Origin of the sequence: Spiroplasma gladiatoris (genome assembly GCF_004379335.1) — a bacterium.
GTDB lineage: Bacteria > Bacillota_I > Bacilli_A > Mycoplasmatales > Mycoplasmataceae > Spiroplasma_A > Spiroplasma_A gladiatoris.
Window position 1 is genome coordinate 733864 of record NZ_CP038013.1, and the last position, 17873, is coordinate 751736.

General features: G+C 21.0%; 14 protein-coding genes. 3 read left to right on the forward strand and 11 right to left on the reverse strand.

The genetic code is table 4. From position 1 onward, the window contains the following. Nucleotides 1-692: 692 nt before the first annotated feature. On the forward strand, nucleotides 693-1469 hold the full coding sequence (locus SGLAD_RS03300) for a DDE-type integrase/transposase/recombinase (RefSeq protein ID WP_134297623.1): 777 nt from the start codon (nucleotides 693-695) through the stop codon (nucleotides 1467-1469). A 116-nt stretch (nucleotides 1470-1585) separates the two neighbouring features. Here SGLAD_RS03300 and SGLAD_RS03305 read toward each other — a convergent pair whose 3' ends face one another. The 9 genes from SGLAD_RS03305 to SGLAD_RS03345 all read right to left on the reverse strand — a co-directional run bounded on the left by SGLAD_RS03305 (nucleotide 1586) and on the right by SGLAD_RS03345 (nucleotide 13041). Further along, nucleotides 1586-3268, reverse strand: a complete 1683-nt coding sequence (locus SGLAD_RS03305; protein WP_134297624.1) for a hypothetical protein — start codon at nucleotides 3266-3268, stop codon at nucleotides 1586-1588. Nucleotides 3269-3279: 11 nt separating this feature from the next. Then, nucleotides 3280-5004, reverse strand: coding sequence for a hypothetical protein (locus SGLAD_RS03310; protein WP_134297625.1), 1725 nt, complete (start codon nucleotides 5002-5004; stop codon nucleotides 3280-3282). A 93-nt stretch (nucleotides 5005-5097) separates the two neighbouring features. Continuing rightward, the gene (locus SGLAD_RS03315) at nucleotides 5098-5784 is read right to left on the reverse strand and encodes a hypothetical protein (protein WP_134297626.1); all 687 of its coding nucleotides are present in this window, start codon (nucleotides 5782-5784) and stop codon (nucleotides 5098-5100) included. 489 nt (nucleotides 5785-6273) lie between these two features. Then, complete coding sequence (locus SGLAD_RS03320) at nucleotides 6274-6612, reverse strand: hypothetical protein (RefSeq protein ID WP_134297627.1); 339 nt, start codon at nucleotides 6610-6612, stop codon at nucleotides 6274-6276. A 75-nt stretch (nucleotides 6613-6687) separates the two neighbouring features. Continuing rightward, on the reverse strand, nucleotides 6688-7929 hold the full coding sequence (locus SGLAD_RS03325) for an OLD family protein (RefSeq protein ID WP_134297628.1): 1242 nt from the start codon (nucleotides 7927-7929) through the stop codon (nucleotides 6688-6690). 110 nt (nucleotides 7930-8039) lie between these two features. Then, complete coding sequence (locus SGLAD_RS03330) at nucleotides 8040-9440, reverse strand: ATP-dependent DNA helicase (RefSeq protein ID WP_134297629.1); 1401 nt, start codon at nucleotides 9438-9440, stop codon at nucleotides 8040-8042. Continuing rightward, the gene (locus SGLAD_RS03335) at nucleotides 9398-10336 is read right to left on the reverse strand and encodes a hypothetical protein (protein WP_134297630.1); all 939 of its coding nucleotides are present in this window, start codon (nucleotides 10334-10336) and stop codon (nucleotides 9398-9400) included. Before SGLAD_RS03335 ends, SGLAD_RS03330 begins: the two co-directional genes overlap by 43 nt. A 178-nt stretch (nucleotides 10337-10514) precedes the next feature. After that, nucleotides 10515-11654 carry a ComEC/Rec2 family competence protein gene (locus SGLAD_RS03340; RefSeq protein ID WP_134297631.1) on the reverse strand — a complete coding sequence of 380 codons (1140 nt, stop codon included), beginning with the start codon at nucleotides 11652-11654 and terminating at the stop codon, nucleotides 10515-10517. Nucleotides 11655-11670: 16 nt separating this feature from the next. Beyond that, the gene (locus SGLAD_RS03345) at nucleotides 11671-13041 is read right to left on the reverse strand and encodes an ISNCY family transposase (RefSeq protein ID WP_134297632.1); all 1371 of its coding nucleotides are present in this window, start codon (nucleotides 13039-13041) and stop codon (nucleotides 11671-11673) included. A 321-nt stretch (nucleotides 13042-13362) separates the two neighbouring features. Between SGLAD_RS03345 and SGLAD_RS03350 the strand changes: the two genes are divergently transcribed. After that, the gene (locus SGLAD_RS03350) at nucleotides 13363-14397 is read left to right on the forward strand and encodes an alpha/beta hydrolase (RefSeq protein ID WP_134297633.1); all 1035 of its coding nucleotides are present in this window, start codon (nucleotides 13363-13365) and stop codon (nucleotides 14395-14397) included. Continuing rightward, the gene (locus tag SGLAD_RS03355) at nucleotides 14387-15781 is read left to right on the forward strand and encodes an amino acid permease (RefSeq protein ID WP_134297634.1); all 1395 of its coding nucleotides are present in this window, start codon (nucleotides 14387-14389) and stop codon (nucleotides 15779-15781) included. The genes SGLAD_RS03350 and SGLAD_RS03355 overlap by 11 nt, the downstream gene beginning before the upstream one ends. 28 nt (nucleotides 15782-15809) lie before the next feature. Here the strand turns inward: SGLAD_RS03355 and SGLAD_RS03360 are convergent, their stop codons facing one another. Together SGLAD_RS03360 and SGLAD_RS03365 are read right to left on the reverse strand one after the other, a co-directional pair. Next, nucleotides 15810-17066 (reverse strand): FtsX-like permease family protein, encoded by a 1257-nt coding sequence (locus SGLAD_RS03360; RefSeq protein WP_166739170.1) that lies wholly within the window; start codon nucleotides 17064-17066, stop codon nucleotides 15810-15812. A 70-nt stretch (nucleotides 17067-17136) separates the two neighbouring features. Beyond that, entirely contained in the window at nucleotides 17137-17847 is a 711-nt protein-coding gene (locus tag SGLAD_RS03365) for an ABC transporter ATP-binding protein (protein WP_134297636.1), read from the reverse strand. Between the last annotated feature and the right edge of the window lie 26 nt (nucleotides 17848-17873).

The following is a 17873-nucleotide window of genomic DNA, read 5'->3' on the forward strand; positions in this document are numbered from 1 at the left end:
ATATATAGAAAGTAAAAAAAGTATAAAAAATATTGAATATAATCTTTTAATCATAAAATCACCTGAGAAATTTAAAAAAATAAAATAGATAATGATATAAAGAAAAATATAATTCTCTAAGTATGCATTATGTTAAAAAAAACATAAAATTATACTAAAGTGTCACCCCAACACATAAAAATTATGTAGTTTGGGGTGATTTTTTTTATGGCAAAAACTATTTTATTTAGTGCTGAATAAAAAAGAAAATAATAGATGAGTTTACAAATACAGATATAAGCGCAAGAAAGTTAGCTTTAAAATTTAATATTAAACAAACATCAACTATTTATATTTGACAAAATCGTTATAAACAAAAAGGAATTGCTGGGCTAATTGATGCAAAGAGAGGTAGAAAACCTAAAATAAATAAAGAAGTTGAGTTTGAAACAATGAAACAAGAGTTGGAACATTTAAGAAGAGAGATGCAAATTAAAGAAAAAGAGAATAAAAAACTAACAAGTAAAGTAGAAGTTATGGAAAAGTATACGTATCTCTAGTAAAGGAATGAAAAAACAAAAAGTAAATATCGAATTGTATAAAATAGCAAAAAATTACGAGCAAAAAATATAGCATTATCATGACTAATTAATCTTTTAAATATTAATCTAAAAGCTTATAATAAATGATTATCAAATGGTTCAAAAGAATATATGACCATAAGAGACACAAGTTATGACTTATTTATAAACCAAGTTTTTTACGATAAATATTCAAAATATGGAACTCATCGAAAATGAGGGCACAAAAAAAATGCACTAAAATTTGGTTTAGGTCGAAAAATGGTCTTGAGTTCTATGAAAACACAAAATCTAGTTACTGAAAATTGTGAAAAAAGTAGAAAATGAAAAGCTTATACTAAAAAAAGCAAAGATCCAATAAATACAGCTCCCAATTTATTAAAAAATCAAGAAACAAATAAAATCGAGTTTATTGCAAATAAAATGTTAGAAAAAATTTTTTTAGATATTTCGGAGTGCAAAATAAAAAACAAAAAAAATTACTTATTTGCTTATATAGATATATATTCTAGACTACCTTTAATAACATATTTTGCAAACAATCAAACAAACGAAGAACTTATTAATAGTATGAAACTTTTAGTTGATGAATATGATGTAAAAAACAGCATTATCCAAATGGATAGAGGATCACAATTTAGGAGCTTAATTATGAAAGAATTTTGTAACAATTACAATATTATTCAAAGCATGACAGATGGATATGCTTCTTGACAAAACTCGATAGTAGAAACATTTTTTAAAAGCATAAAACAAAATCATTATGTAGGTTATAAGTTTGAAGATAATGGAACTTTTATAAATTGAATGAAAGATTATATATGAAATTATTCTAATAATAGAATAATAAACAAATTAAAAAATACTCCCAAAGAAATTTTTGAGAGTAATTTGTTAAAATATATGTAGTTTGGGGTGACCCTTTATTATTCCAATTATATTTTTATATTTTAAAAAATCTTCTTTCGATTTATTATCAAAAATAATCTCAATATTTTTAAATTTCATTTCAATCTTTCCTCAAATTATTTTACATCACTTATGTTTATAGTAATTTTACATACGTTGTCCCCATACCCAAAATGTAATTCGGCAGTTAAATTATCTTCTAAGTAATCTTCTTTAAAACCTACAAAGCTTACTTTAACATCACAATATTGTTTACCCATTTGTTCAATACTAAATGAATAATAGTCTAGTTTTAAATATGTTTCTGATGAATAATATAATTTAATTTCTGAGTTAAATTTTCTATATTCTTCTGTTTTTATTTTTAAAATAAAATATTCTAATTTTGTTTTTACATTAAACACATTATTTGAAAGAGTATAATTTAGCTCTTTATCTTCTGATTCTATTTTAAAGGTATCATCATTAACATTTATGTCGTTTTTATTATACTTTTCTACTTCAAAGTATAAATTTTGCTTTAAATTTTTAGAAATAGTTTTATTGTTAATTAGAGTAAATTCATATTCATAATCTATATTAGCAAGAAAATATCGATTGCTTTTATTATAAATTCAACTGTCAATAATCATTCTATTAGTATTACTAAAGTCAATTACATCATTATTTTTAATTCCGTTTTTAAAAATTAGATAATCTTTATAGTTAGATTCAGTAAAACTTATTTTTTTAGATTTAATTTTTTTATTAAAATCAAAAGAATTATCTTCATTAACTTTTATAAGAACATTATGTTCTTTATAATTATTTAAAATATTTATTTTATTTATTGTAATAAAAACGATTGTTGGAGTAGCTACGTTGCTTGCTGTTATTTTTAAAGCAAATCTTTCATTTTCTAAAAACTTATTCAAATTATCGTCTTTAAAATATAAAGTTGATTTAAAGTTTCCATTTTTAAAATTAATATCATCAGCAAGTTCATAATTATCATACCAGTAAGTAATATTAAGATTTTCATATTTTGTATAGTTCAAAATATTAAAAATAAACTCATCACCTCAATGTAGTTCTGAATTATTATCAAAATCAGTTTCTATTTCACTTTTAAAAGTTTTATCTTTATAATTTATATACACAATAGAATCAGTTCAAGTATTATTTGCTTTAAAATAAATAGTTATATCATTATTTATAGCTTCTATACTAGAATCATATTTCAATTTAACATTAAATATGTTGTTTTTATTTGGATCAAAACCACAACTTTCAACTGCTTGTTTATTTCCATCAATTCTATAACTAATATTTTCTAACTTTTCTAAATTTAATATTTCTATAGAAATATTTTTACTATAAAAATCAGTTTCATAATTATTTTGTTTTACAACAACTTTATCAACGTATTTTAAATTTTCATATGTTTCATCAAAAAAAATATCACTATCTTCTGTAAAAACCCCGTCTTTTTTTATAATTTTTGTAGCATTAATATTAAATTTTATTTTTGAATTTGAATCGTCAATATTATTTAATTTAATTAAATAACCTTCTCTATAAGGATTTATAAAATTATTTATAAAAATATAATCACTATAAATCATAAATAATTGTTCTAGTTCATTTTTTACAGTATCAAATGATCAATAATAAATATCTTTTTTATCAAATTTATCTTTAATCATTTTTATAAGATCATTTTCAGAAATAATATCCCTTCTATTTGAACATGAAACAATTGGTATGGTAATTGATGAAGTTAATGATAAACCTCAAATCAGTTTTAATAATTTATTCATAATATCACCAATTAACTTTCTTTATAATGTATTTCAATTGTAAAACTCTCAAGATTACTATTCCCTTTATTATAAGTTAAAGAAGTTTTACCTACTTTTTTAAACTCTTCAATATTTTTTATTCCTATATCGATTGATTTTAAACTATTGTTAGGTTCTTTATCTTTTGGATAAATATTATACAAGTTAAAACGAGACTGTATAATATTATTATTTTCTACAATTAAAGAGTTAGGTTTATTAATTTTTCTAGAAAACTCACGATCAAAATAAAAACCCATTCTAACTGCATTTGTATATATATGAATAGTATTATTGTTATTATCAAAATCATAATTAAAATATTTTGGAGGACTTGAGGAAGCTTTTAAAGAAATTTGTTTTTCATAAGAAAAAATATCTAAACTTTTATCTCACTCTTTTACTGTAAAAGTCATATTATAATAATTAACTTCTTGATCAAAAATTTCACCATTAATATCAAATTTATAATTAATTAATAACGACGCTTCGAATTTATTTTCTTCACTAGCTTCTCAACCTTTTAATATTATTTGTTCATTTTTTTCATATACAACTTGACTATCATCTTTTATTGATTGTTTGTTTACAAATACAATATTTTCACGATTTAATTTATTCTTTTTTGATTCAGAAAAAGTAACTTTATCAACATTTTTATTTACAATTAATTTTGTTTCTTTTAAAGTTGAAAGATTTACTTCTTTGCTTGAAATATTTTCAAAAACATTCAATTTATTTATATTTATTGTGATTCTTTTTGGAATAAAACTAGTTGAATATAAAAGAATATTTTCAGTAGAATCTGTTAAAAGATAGTTTTCTTTTTCTTTTAAAGCATAACCACTTAATATACCTGTTTTAGAATCATAATTTAGTTTTTTCAAACTAGAATAGTTTTCATATAAAAGATTTTCTATTAAAGAAAAGTTTAATATTTTAATTTCAAATCTTTCTCCTCAATATACATTAATTTCATCAACATTTGTTTTAATAGTTTTATCTGCAGTATACATATTTTTAACAGTTATAATTTGTTTATCATTTGAGTTTGAAGCACTTAGCTCAAATTTGCTAAGTTCGGATTTATTATTTGCAACTTGTTTCATAGAAATACTAACAAAAGTATCGTCTTCATTTTCGCTATTTTCTGAAATATATCATTTATCAAATTGTTCTATATTTTCTATAGGCTTTAAATTAATACTTTCTAGTTTTAAGTAGTTTTTAATATATACTCTTGCATCATTGTATGAATCGCTGTTTGATACATCATTTGAATCTATCATTATTTTTTCGACATTTTCTAATTTTTTAAGAAAAGTAAAATCTGAATCATATGTAGAAATGCTGCTAAATGAGTAACTTGCTTCATGTTTTATTGATTTATAAAAACTTAAAGTTGTTTCAAAACTTTTATTGTTAGTTTTATTGATTTTTATATCAATTAAGATATCATCTTTATTTACATTATCATTTTGCTCAAAAAAAATATTGCTATCATTATTAGTTACTTTTATAATGTTTTTAATAATATCTTCTTTATTTAATGATCTGACTTTTTTATCTATAATTTCATTTTGTATTTTATTAATTGTATTAAAGATTTTATCATTTGAATTATAACTTGGAAATGTATTTCCACAAGCTGATATACTAGAAACAGAAATGAAAGTAAATGAATAAACATTTAAAAAAGCTAATAATTTTTTCATAGATATAATCCTTTCTTTTACTCATATAATTTTATTATATGAGTAAAAGTTATAAAACTAGTTTTGAGTTTATAAAATTAGTTTTATGTATTTTTATTTCATAAAAATAGCTCATATAGAAATTGCTAAGCTAATTACACTTAAAAAGCACGTTGCTAAATATTTCCAATTTCTTGTTCAAAAATTAATATTAATATAATCAATCCCTTTATTTGTTAAATCAACGTCTATTTCATATCAAAAAATTCTAATTACATGATCTTTTTTAATTAAAAGTTCTCTTACTAACCTGTCACTTGTACTAGATATAGAATATGTATTATTAGCTTCATATAATGAGTTAATTTTATCAATTATGTGATTTTCATCTAAATACAACACCCTTTCGATAAAAACGTATTTATTTTCAATAAAATTTTTATTATATAAAAAATTTGAAGTTTTTATACTTTTTAAAAATAAGTTAAAATTTAAGTCATATTCTTTTTCATAACTAACATAATTTTGAATAATATAATTTGAATTAAATTTATGCTGTTTATTTTGGCGTTTTCAATCTTTTTTAAGTTTTTCTAAATTTATTACTATTTTTAAGTCTACTCTACTTTCTTTTATTTTTAGTTCATTTTTACCAAGATGGTTATATAAAAACCTTTCATTATTTATTAATAAATTATTATTATTATTTGTATAACTCAAAGACAATAAAAAAAGACTATTTAAAATAGTATCAGTTTTAATTTTATGAATTTGCTTTAATTTTTTCTTTATAAAACTCATTTATTTTCTCCTAAAATACAATAATAGGTGCTTGCATATTCTTACATATATTATTTAAAATAATTAAACAAACTATATCAATTATTTTATAAAAAACTCTATAAAATAATTTAAAGTTTTAGTTCTCTTTTGATGCAGATAAAGCTATTACACTTCCAACAAAACCTAATATTGAAAAATTTAGTACTGAAATTACTATACCAAGTATTGAGCTGATTAAAATCATTTTATTATTATATTCTCTTAGACCTATAGAACTGAATATAATCACAATTAAAAAAGGTACTGTATTAAATACTATTATTAATGAAAAATATAAGAAAAAAGAAGATAACCTAGTAGCATCCAATTTACTTGAAACAACAGGGTTATTATAAGATAAAGAAGAATAAGGATTGTAAATAGTTAAGAATATAATAATAAATATAAACAGTGTTGCAATTAATGAACCTGATCTCCAACTATTGAAGTTATAAGTCCACCTTTTATTTATTTGTATTTATTAAAATTGACATTTCTTTCTTCTTCGATAAGAAAATTTTGAGATCATCTTTCAGCAAATGTACCTTCTCTAAGAATAACTTTAAAGAAATCTATTATTAAAGGGATTATTAAAATATAAAAAATATTTGCTAAGATTGAAAACCCATACAACGCCCCCATTGCATCAGGGTTTGAATATTTTATTTTTGTAGCTTCCATTCCAACACTTTTTTTACCTTGACAAAAAAACACTATATAAATTATAAAATAAATTCCAAATGTCAAATAAAACAATAAAGTGTCTATAAAATTACTACCAAATCTTCTTCAATAACCAGCTTTCATATTTCTCCTTTATATTTATATAAAACTATTAATTTAAACAAAAATATAATAACTATCTTAGATAATTAGTATTATTTAAATTTCTTTTTTATAAGTTAATCAAGTGAACTCATTAATTTTTTCACCATTATTAATACAAAATTCATAAAATTCGTTAACATCATGTTTGTCAATAGATAGGTTCAGATGTTTTTCAATATTTGGTTGAAATTCAATGTATTCATTACAATTTATTTTGATGTATTCATTTATAAATTTATTTAGATTAGAATCTGAATCACTATCAAACATTACATTTAAAAAAGAACTTTTATGGTTTTTAATCTGATTTACAATTGAAATATAAATTGGCATAACTCATTTACTAAAAGTAGTAATGATTATTTTTTCTGTTTTTTTTGATTGATCTAGTTTTGCTTCTAAAAATATTTTGTCAAATATTCCTTCTACAAGATATATTTTATTAGAAAACAAAATATCAATAAAATCATTTCTTCTTATTTTAAAATAAGTTTTTAATTTATTTAAATCATTCATGTATCTACCAATAATTTCAGCTTCTTTTTTGCCATTGTCAACTAGTAATGAAGAAATCTTTTTGAATTCTTTATCTTCTATAATTTTATTCAATTCTAACTTTTTAAAGTTATTTTGAACTCTTTCACCTTTATCGTTAAGTACAATTTCATTGAAAATAAATATATCTTCATAATTTCAATCTAATAATTTTATTAATTCAGGACTATGTGAAACTAAATATACGTTTTTTCCTTTTTGAAGAAGTTTATTTATTTCGTTAACTATTTCAACAAACAATGATGGATGACAAAATTTTTCTGGTTCATCAATAAAAATTTCTTCTTTAGAACTTATGTTTAATAATTTTAATATGTATAAAGAACCGTGACCTGATCCCATTACATTATCTATAAAATTGTTATTTATTTTTAATAATTTTTTATAAACTTTACTTTTTGAAATTCCTATAACATCTTTATCATATTTAATATCCATTGCTTTAGAAATTTCTTGAACAGTAGTGTTTAAATTATCTATATTTTCTATGACTATTTTATCGACTTTTTTTTCAAAAGCTTCTCTTTCTTGGATACAGTTGGGCATAATTATATCTTCTATTAAAATACTTAATGTTAAAGAACTATCAACTGTATCTTTTGTTTCATTTTTATAAACTATTTCTGATGGGATTAAAATAGAGTTTTTAAAACCTTTCATCTCATTGTATAACTTATTTAAATGATATGTTTTACCATAACCATTTGGTCCAATAAATAATTTTAGTTTTCCTTTTTGCATATTTTTATCTTCCTTTTTATTCAATCAACTTATTATTAAATATGTTCTTATATTATTTAATATTTATTTTTTATTTATATAAAATTATAAATTAGTATTTTTTACTTACACTAATATTCCAATTCATCTTTTAAAAATTCTACTAAACTAGTTTTTGGTTTAACAAAATCATTAGTTAATTGTGTTAAAAATACATCTTTATTACCACATATAATGATTTCTTCTTTTGCTCTAGTTAAAGCTGTATAAACGGTTCTTTTTGTATGAAAATTAGACGGTCTATTTGATCCTGATGCAATATAAATGATTTTCTTATATTCTCCACCTTGTAATTTATGAACACTTACACAAAATCCGCATTCTATTTTTATTTCAATGTTTAATTTATTTTTTAAATAGAATCGATCATCTTTAGAAAGATAACATTCTATGAAATTATTATCGATTAAAATTTTTACTTCTTTTTTATAAATTTTATTTAAATACTTATATTCACTTTTTATATCTTTAATACTACAAATATAACCAATATCACCATTGAAAATATCAAATTTTAAATAAGTATCTTTTTTAAACTTATTTCTTGTAAAAAGAACTCTTTGTTTAAAATAATATTCATTTAAATCCAAGTCATGATTACATAATCTTCTCTTTAAAAAATTATTAATAGTTTTAGTAGAATAAAAATAATCTTTTTCTTCTGTATTTATATTACTAATAATTTGTAAATTTTTTAAATTACAATTTTCATATGAACTTGTTAAATACTCACTTACTAAAAATTCCTTTAAATCATCTGTATTTTTGTTAAATAAAAAATTTATTCCTTTAATTTTATTTTCTTCAATTATTTTTAAAAAATCTTCTTTTGTATAAGTGTTATTATTTTCAATAATGTCATTTGCAAAGCGCAGTAAATCTTCATTTTCATTTTGTCTAAAGTTTTTAGTTAATTTACTAGTTGAGATTATATTACTTTCAATAAGATCTTCAAAAACAATACCAGTAGATATTGGGGGAAGTTGATTGCTATCTCCTACTAAAATTATTTTTTCAATTTTAGTACTAATAGCTTGAAATAAATGATAGAACATTCTCAAATCAATCATTGAACACTCATCAACAATTATAATATCTTTATTTAGTAATATTGTTTCATTATATCTGAATCTTCTTATACCATTTCCATCTAGTAATTTATGAATATTAATTGTTTCAACATTATTTAAATTTAATTTTAAACTATTAGAAATATTTTTAGTCGCCATTCCTGATAAAGCAGTTAAACCAATTTTAATATTAGGATTAACATTGTTTGATATTTTGATTATTGTATCTATTAATTTAGTTTTTCCAGTTCCAGCTTTACCTGTAATAATAGAGATTCTATTTTCAAAACATTTTTTTATAGAGTCTAGTTGTTCAATTGTTAAATTATTTATGTCTGGATTTTCTTTTTCAAGATTACTTAAACATTCGTTGGAAAAGTCACTAAATAATTCATTATTCATAATTTTTTTATTTTAGTAGCTAATTTATATTCATACATATAATACATTCATGGGTACACTTTCATATCTTTAAATTTTAAATATTTTTGTTGCTCACAATAATCAGTTATGTCATCAATATTTTCTATGATATTATTATCATTACAGATACATTTGTATTTTGATAAATTTATATAAGAACTACCATCTTCATCACATTCTTTAAAAATATTTAATAAAAAATATAATGTTTGTAATTCAAAACTATAAATATCTAAATTAAGAGAATTTACACAATCAAATATCGAAGAATAAAATTTGTTAATTGAAGTGAAGTCTTTATCACAATTCATATATTTAAAAATATTATTTACAAATATATCTAAAAAGTTGTCTAAACTATTTATAGTTTTAATTTCAAAAAATTCTTTAAGTAATTCGAAATCTAAATTATTATTAAAAAAGAATTTTATAATTTTTGAAAAACTATTTTCATAAAATGAATAAGTTCTAAAAAATCAATCGAAAATATTTTTTTCTTGTTTATTTGTCTGTTTATATTCATTAATAAAATAAGATTTTGAGTACATTGTATTATCATTATCCTTTTTAATTCTTTCGAATTGTCTACTATTTTTATAGAAAAAATAGTTATAATTTTCAAAAAACAAATCAAACATATAAATTTCAAAATCAATTAAATCATATACTTCAATAATTTTTAAATTAATTTCTTTAATAAATCACTGACTATTTGCTTTAATAACTACATCTATATATAATTTATTTTTAATAATATCGAAGTCTTCTATTTCGATATTATCTTTATTAAATGAATATTGCTTTTCAGGAGTTTGGAACAAAATTTCTTTTTCATCAAATGAAATGAATTGCCCTTTCATATATTGTTTAATCATAATTGTTACCTTTCTTCTTTATTATTTATTATACATTTTTAATTTTTTAAAGTAGTCTATTTTTTATTAATAGTATTTTTTTAAATGTTATTTTTTTAAATTTTATTTTTTAAAATTATTTATTTAAATAAAAAAACTCACACTAAATAATATGAGTTTTAAAAAATACTATATAAATCTATAAACTGTGATCATTTAAATATGTTTCATAATCTGGTTTTTTTGAGTTAATACTACTTAAAAAATTTGGATTGGAAACTGTTGGTTCAAAATAATACTTATTATATGAACCGTTTTTAAAAAATCGATACTCATATGAAGCGTTTTGGTGATCATAATCACTATTTTTTGCACCTTCTGCATTAACAAAATAATCATTTTTTTGCTTATCACTTGAAGAGTTACTTAATACTTTTCCTGTTAAATATCGATTTTGACAGCTTGAAATATTAGAGTAAGCTTTTGCAGTTGGAAAAATATGATCTCCTCCTCATTCTCTATAAGATTTTTCATCCCCATTAGTTCCTGAAACATAACATATACTTGGGTTCACTTTTTTTACAAAGTTATTTGATAATGCATTTTTACTACCATGATGAGGTACTTGATAAATATCAACTTTATAAAAGTTTGATTCTTTGTTTTTTAAAAGTCGATTTCCTAACTCTTGTTCTGCATCACCTGTGATTAAAATTGATTTTGAATTAACTTTAAAATAAATTATTGCTGAAGCGTTATTTTCATCTTTTGAAGATAATCCTTTCATATAATTTAGTTCTGAATAACTTCAATTATAAAAATCTATGTCTAAAAATCTATAAGTTTTTTCAAAATTATATAATTTTGTATTTGAATTTAAATAAATTTTTTCATTAATACTTGTTGATTTTTCACGATTAGATACAAATCTATTTTTTAAACTATTACCATTTAAAGGTAAAACTAGATTATTAATTTTGAAATTTTTTGCAATAGCATCTAAATTTGCATAATGGTCACTGTGATTATGACTTATAAATACAGTTTCAATTTCTTCTACACCAGTTCACTTTAAAAAATTACTAGCAAATTGGTTAGTTTTATGTTTTCTACCTTTTCAAATTGCAAATTGATCTAATCCAATTCCTGCATCAAATAAAATTGCTTTTGATCCAATTTTTAAATATGAAAATAAACCATTTCCAATCGATAAAGTATAGTATGAAATTTGATTTTCTTCAATTGTATTTTCTTGAATTGTTTTATTACATGCAAAAGTATTTGAAAAAGTTATTGAAAATAATGAAATTGTTCCTAAAAATGCAATTATTTTTTTCATATTATCCTGTCAATAACTAATTAATTTTTCCTAAAACTTTATTTTTTGAGTTTTTATAAAAGATTCAATTAGTATACTTTCAAGGACTGCTTGTTTTTATTGGCTTATAAATTTTATTTATCTCAGCCGGGTTTTTATTTTCATACACCTCTTTATAAGTAGAATTTTGTAATACTTCTAATAAAGGCATTCATTCGCTATATGAGTTTGAATATAGTTTTCCGTCAAATGTCTCAACAACCATTATTTTTGTTTTATTTTTATAAAAAACTGGTTCTCCATTTGAATGTGGAATATAGTACTTATTTTGGTATTTTATAGTTGAACCCTTATTTACGGTTCTTTCAAATCTTCTAGATAAATAAAAATCTATATTTTTAGTTTCTTCAAAAAATCTAAAAGAATTAGTGATATTCTCTATTTGAAGGGAAAACTGTGAATTATATTTATCTATATATTCATCTAAAAACAAATTAGCTTGGTTTATAGTTGATATATTATTTTCTTTAAGTTCCTTTGGTAGGCGATCTTGAAGTGTATTTCACAACCTTTCAATACGGCCTTTAGTTTGTGGAACGCTAGATGTTGTTAATTTTATTCCTAAGTTGTGACACAAAAATCCGTATTGTGTTAAGGAGTCAGAATGTAGATCTGACTCCTTTTCTTTTGGACTTCAAAATACCGTTCTTTTGTCTGTCAATATTTCTTTAGGAATCCCATAGTTAAGAAAAACTTTCTTTGTGATATTGTAATAACCCATAAGAGTTTCTTCAGTGTCAAAATATAAAGCCAATATTTTGCCAGTAGCATCATCAATAAAACCATGTAGATATCATTTTTCTTCTTTAATTCAGTAATGTACAGAAGCATCTGTTTGCAACCTTTCTCCAAACTCAGTTTTTCTATGTTGCATTGGATGACTATTTTCAATACTTAATAAAGTATTTAAATATTCTTTTTTTTCTATATTTTTTATATTTTGATTTTTTAAACTGTAAGCTATTTTTTGTTTAATTATTTTTTTAGTTACTTTATGTATTCTTGGAGAATACATGTTATTTTCCTTTAATAAACTAAGTAAATATGTATACGAAACTTTTATATTATAATTTTCTAGCAACTTTTCTTGAAAGTGTTTGTAATTGTAATCACAAAATTCATCTTTATATAATTTAATTATTTTTTGACTAATATCACTGCTTATTCTTCTGCAAGACAATCTGCCAGTGTTCTTATGAATAAAAGCTATGTAACCATTTTTTTTATATTTATTAATTAATATATTTACATTTCTAATTGTTTGACATAACTTTATAGAAGCTGACTCTTTTGTTATTTTTTGATCTATAACGTCTTTGATAATTTCCATTCTCTTTTTTTCATTCATTTTTAAATATCTCCTCATTTTAAACCTCCCAATAAAATAATTATAGTTTGGGAAATTTTAATTTGTTATATATAAGGAAAATATCATATGTTATTGACAAAAAATGCAATTATTTTTTTCATATTATCCTTTCTCTCTTACTATTTTTATTTTAATATTCTTATAAAACTTACTTTATAAGTATTTTATTCTAAAATAATTCATATTTAAAAATTTATTCATAGAGATTAAAAAATATAATAAATTTAATAATGAAAAAAATATTCAAAGACTTTAATTTAAAATTTTTTTGTAGTTTAAAAATGATAGAAAGATAAAGATATGTCAAAAAAAATAAAAAAATATACTTATAACTTATCAAGAATTATTTTGACCATTATTTTATTTCCAATTATTTATTTTAAGTCAAAAAATTGTTTTAACAGCTTTAAAGATTTTTGTTATACTTATCCTCGATTTGGCAAGTATACAGGAGATAGTAAATATTATCAATTAATACCAACCTTAACAAACACTTTAGAATATCATTATTGAGATCTTAAAAAAATGAACTTAAATTTTGAATCTTTTAAAGCAGAAGAAATTGTAGAATATGATATTAAAACTAAAAAAGGAAATATTAGTTGTATTAAAGCAACTGTTGATAACTCTAAAAAATGAGTATTTGGATTACACGGTTGAACAGAAGATAAATTTTTAGGACTAAGATTAGTTAACCATTTTTACAAACAAGGTTATAACATCTTAACATTTGATTCATTTGCTCATGGAAAAAGCTATGGCCAATATACAGATATTGGTTATTCATGTGTTGAAATGATAGATGAAATCATAACCGATTTAAAAAAAGAATATATAATTGAATCAATTGGATTAATCGGAAATAGTATGGGTGCATCTACTTCAGTTTTATATTCTCAATTTGGACGTTATCAAGATTTAATTAAATGAGTAGTTTCAGATTGTGGATTTAGTAGTATTAAACTACAATATCGCTACTATATTCAAAATAACTATTTTAAAAAACCTTGATGATTAGTGAGTTTAGGATATACTAAAAAGTTTAGTAAATTAACAAAAACAAATCAAAACAAATATAATTTATTAAAATATATGAATTTAAATAAAGATATTCCAATATTTTTTGTTCATGGCCAAGGTGATACTTTTATTGATTATCAAATGAGTTGAGATATGTATAATCAAAAAATTAAATTTGAAACTAATAAAAAAAGTGAAATTTGAACACCAGAAGGCTCAGAACATGTTTATATGATAAGTGATTATTATGATCAATATTTATCTAAAACTTTAAACTTTGCAAAAGAAAGTGAGAAAAATATAAATGAAAAATAAAAAGATGGGCTTTTGAACAGTTATAGCAATGACTTTAACTGCAACAATTGGAACTAGTATTATTTTAACTTATGGAAGTGTATTTGCTTTAAGTCAAAACAATCCATTATTAATGATATTTGCATGAATTATTGGAGGAATTATAATTTTACCTGAAACTTTTATAATGGTAGAACCAACAATTTCTTTTAAAGAAAATGGAACAGCATATAGTTGATTAAGAAGAGCGAATTGAAAAGTTATGGCTTTTTGATTAGGATGAGTTTTAATGCTGTTTGTATCAGCTGTTGCAATAGCAACCGCTAGTTTAGCAATTACAAATATTATTAAAGAATTTTCAGGATATGAAAATGAATATGTTTGAAAATTTGTATCAATTTTAATATTATTTACTATTGGAGGTAGTCAAATATTTATTAGAAACTTTAGTTATAATAGTCAAATTGTATTTCTTGTTATTAAAAGTTTACCAATTTTATTTATTTTAATATTAGCTTTAGTTTATGGAGTAAATGATGATTTATTAAGTTCTAATGCTATGAAACAAAACTTAAAAGATGCTTATATTGGAGGATCGCTATTAATTCCTGCAATTACTATGACTATGTTTTCGTATTCAGGAACTGAAATTCCAACTTATGTAGCAGCAGATACAAAAGATCCTGAAAAAACTACTCCAAGAGTTATTTTTGCTGGAGTAATTATAGTTACAGTCGTTTATATAGTTTATGCAGTTGCAATTTTATCAATAAGTAATATTGGAGATAATAAAATATTAAATGTTTTTGCCAATACTCCAAAATGAGCAAAAATTGTATTTAACTCAATTGCAATAATTTTATTTATAGGAGCAATTAACTCTTATTTAGTTTATCAAACAGTTTTAGTTAAAAAAATGGCAGAAGAAAAAGATTTATCTAAACACTTTTTAAAAAATTCAAAATTCTCAGATAAACCACTTAATTCAATGTTACTTTTAATGTTATTAGCAACTGTTTATATTATTTTTAATGATATTAGAGATTTATTAGGGTACTTTTCTCTTGCAGTTAGCGCTTTAAAAACATTAATGACAACAAATGTAATTTATTTAAGAATCAAAGATAAAGAGTATAAAAAAATATATAAAGATTGATTATTTTATACTTTTGCTGCATTTTCTTATTTAGCTTGTATATTAACATTAGTTGGATCGTTTATGTTATTACTTATGGGAATAAAAACAGAAGATATTTGAAAACCAATTGTGATGATTCTAATAGTTATTTTAATTATTCCAGTAGGATTTTTAAAATTTCATATTCAAAAAAAATTAGAAAATAAAAAATTACAACAAGTAGAAAATGATAATAAAAACCAAAAAGAAGTTACAAATAACAAATAAAAAATCATACCTAGTTAGGTATGATTTTTTATTTTACAATTTTATTTTTTAAATCTATTTTAATTAAAAAGTAAGAAAGACTTAATAAGTTCACTAGAACTAAAATTACAAAATTTAATAATAAAAAAGCTTTTATATCTCCATAAAATTTAAAAGTACTAAAATTATTAACACTATACATACAAACAAAAAAACTATAAATAATTAAATTAATTATTAATGTAAAAATTGAAATAAAAAGACTTGTATTAAATAACAATAAAAATATTTTACTTTTTGTATAACCTACTTTTCTTAAAATTATAAATTCTTTTTTTCTTTCAAAAAAATACAGTATTAAAGAATTGGTAAATATTAAAAAACTAAAAGAAAATATTACAACTAATAATAAATAAGATATATAAATAGAGTTATAATTTTCTTTATTACTTTCTGGCATAAAAGTTGTTAATGATACAACATAAGAACTAAACATCAAACAAGTTAACAGTAAAGTAATTGGAAAAATTAATTTATCACAATTCTTTAAAATAGATCCAAAAATTATTTTACAATTATAATTTTTAATCTTTAAATATAAAGTCTTTGTAACAAAACTTAGTAAGTACTTTCCAAAAAAACTAAAACTAATTAAAAAATTAATGATTGCTAAAACTATCAAACCAATTCCTAAGTCCCCTTCCATTGTGTATTGATTCCCAACAATTGCAAAACTTATTAATAAAAAAATAATTGCAAATATACTTTTAAAAACTAGTACTTTTTTATTTTCTTTTGCTTTAAGTTCTTTTTTTAAAGTTATATTTATATTTTTCAAACCTATTGTTGCAAAAAAAGTTATAGCAATGATTACAAATATTGTAATTAAAATATAAACTCATTGAAACTGAAACTCTTTAAATATTTTAAAGTTATTTTCAATCACATTTTTTGATTTTAAAAAATCTAACAATTTATTTGCAATTGGGTTTGCTAAAAATACAGATATAAAAATAGTTATAAATGAAATTATAAATATTTCTAAAAAAATATACATTTTGATTCTTAACGAACTAAATCCAATTATTCTTAATAAAATAAATTCTTTTAATCTTAATTTTATAGAAAGATTAATTATGCTGTACAAAGATAATATTGAAATAAAAAATGTAATTGCTACTAGTCCATTAAAAAATGTTAAAGGTTGAATAGCATCATTAATATTAAGTTTTTCTTTGTTAAAAATAACATAAATACTATTTGATAATAATAAACTAAAAGTAGATGAAAAAATTGATGTTAACATTAAAGCAAAAAACACTCCTATAAAAAATTTAAAATTACTTTTAAATTGTTTAAAAAATATATTTAACATATTAGTTTTTTAAATAACTTTCTAAAATTTTTTTATCTATATTTTTTTCTAAGAGTTTTAGTTTTTTATCTTTTATAAGAATAATTTGATCTGCTTTAAGTGCCACATTTGGATCATGTGTTACTATAAATAAAGTTTTTTCAAAAGCTAATGCATTTTCAATTAATAAATCAATAACATTTTCACTACTCTTAATGTCTAATGCTCCAGTTGGTTCATCTGCAAAAATTATTTGGTTATTTCCAATTAAAGCTCTTGCTATTGCAACTCTTTGTTGTTCTCCTCCAGATAAACTTGTTATATTTTGTTTTTCTAATTTTATTAAATCTAAACTTTTTATTATTTGTTCATACTTTTTATTGTCAATTTTTATTTTATTCAAAGTACTATTTATTAAGATGTTTTCTTTAATGTTTAAATAATCAATTAGATTATATTCTTGAAAAATATATGCAATATTTAAACTTCTAAACTTTGTTAGTTTAGGTTCTTTTAACTTTGTAATATCTGTGCCTTCTATTATTACAGAACCAGAACTTGGTTTATCAAGTCCTGACAAAATATTTAAAAAAGTAGTTTTACCAGATCCTGATAAACCCATTATTACAATTACTTGCTTTTTTTTAAAGCTAATTGAAGTTTCTTCTAAAATCGGTGTATTATTTATTATTTTTTTTACATTAATTAATGTAAAAGAATTATCTTTACTCATATTATTCTCCTTAATTAAATAAAATT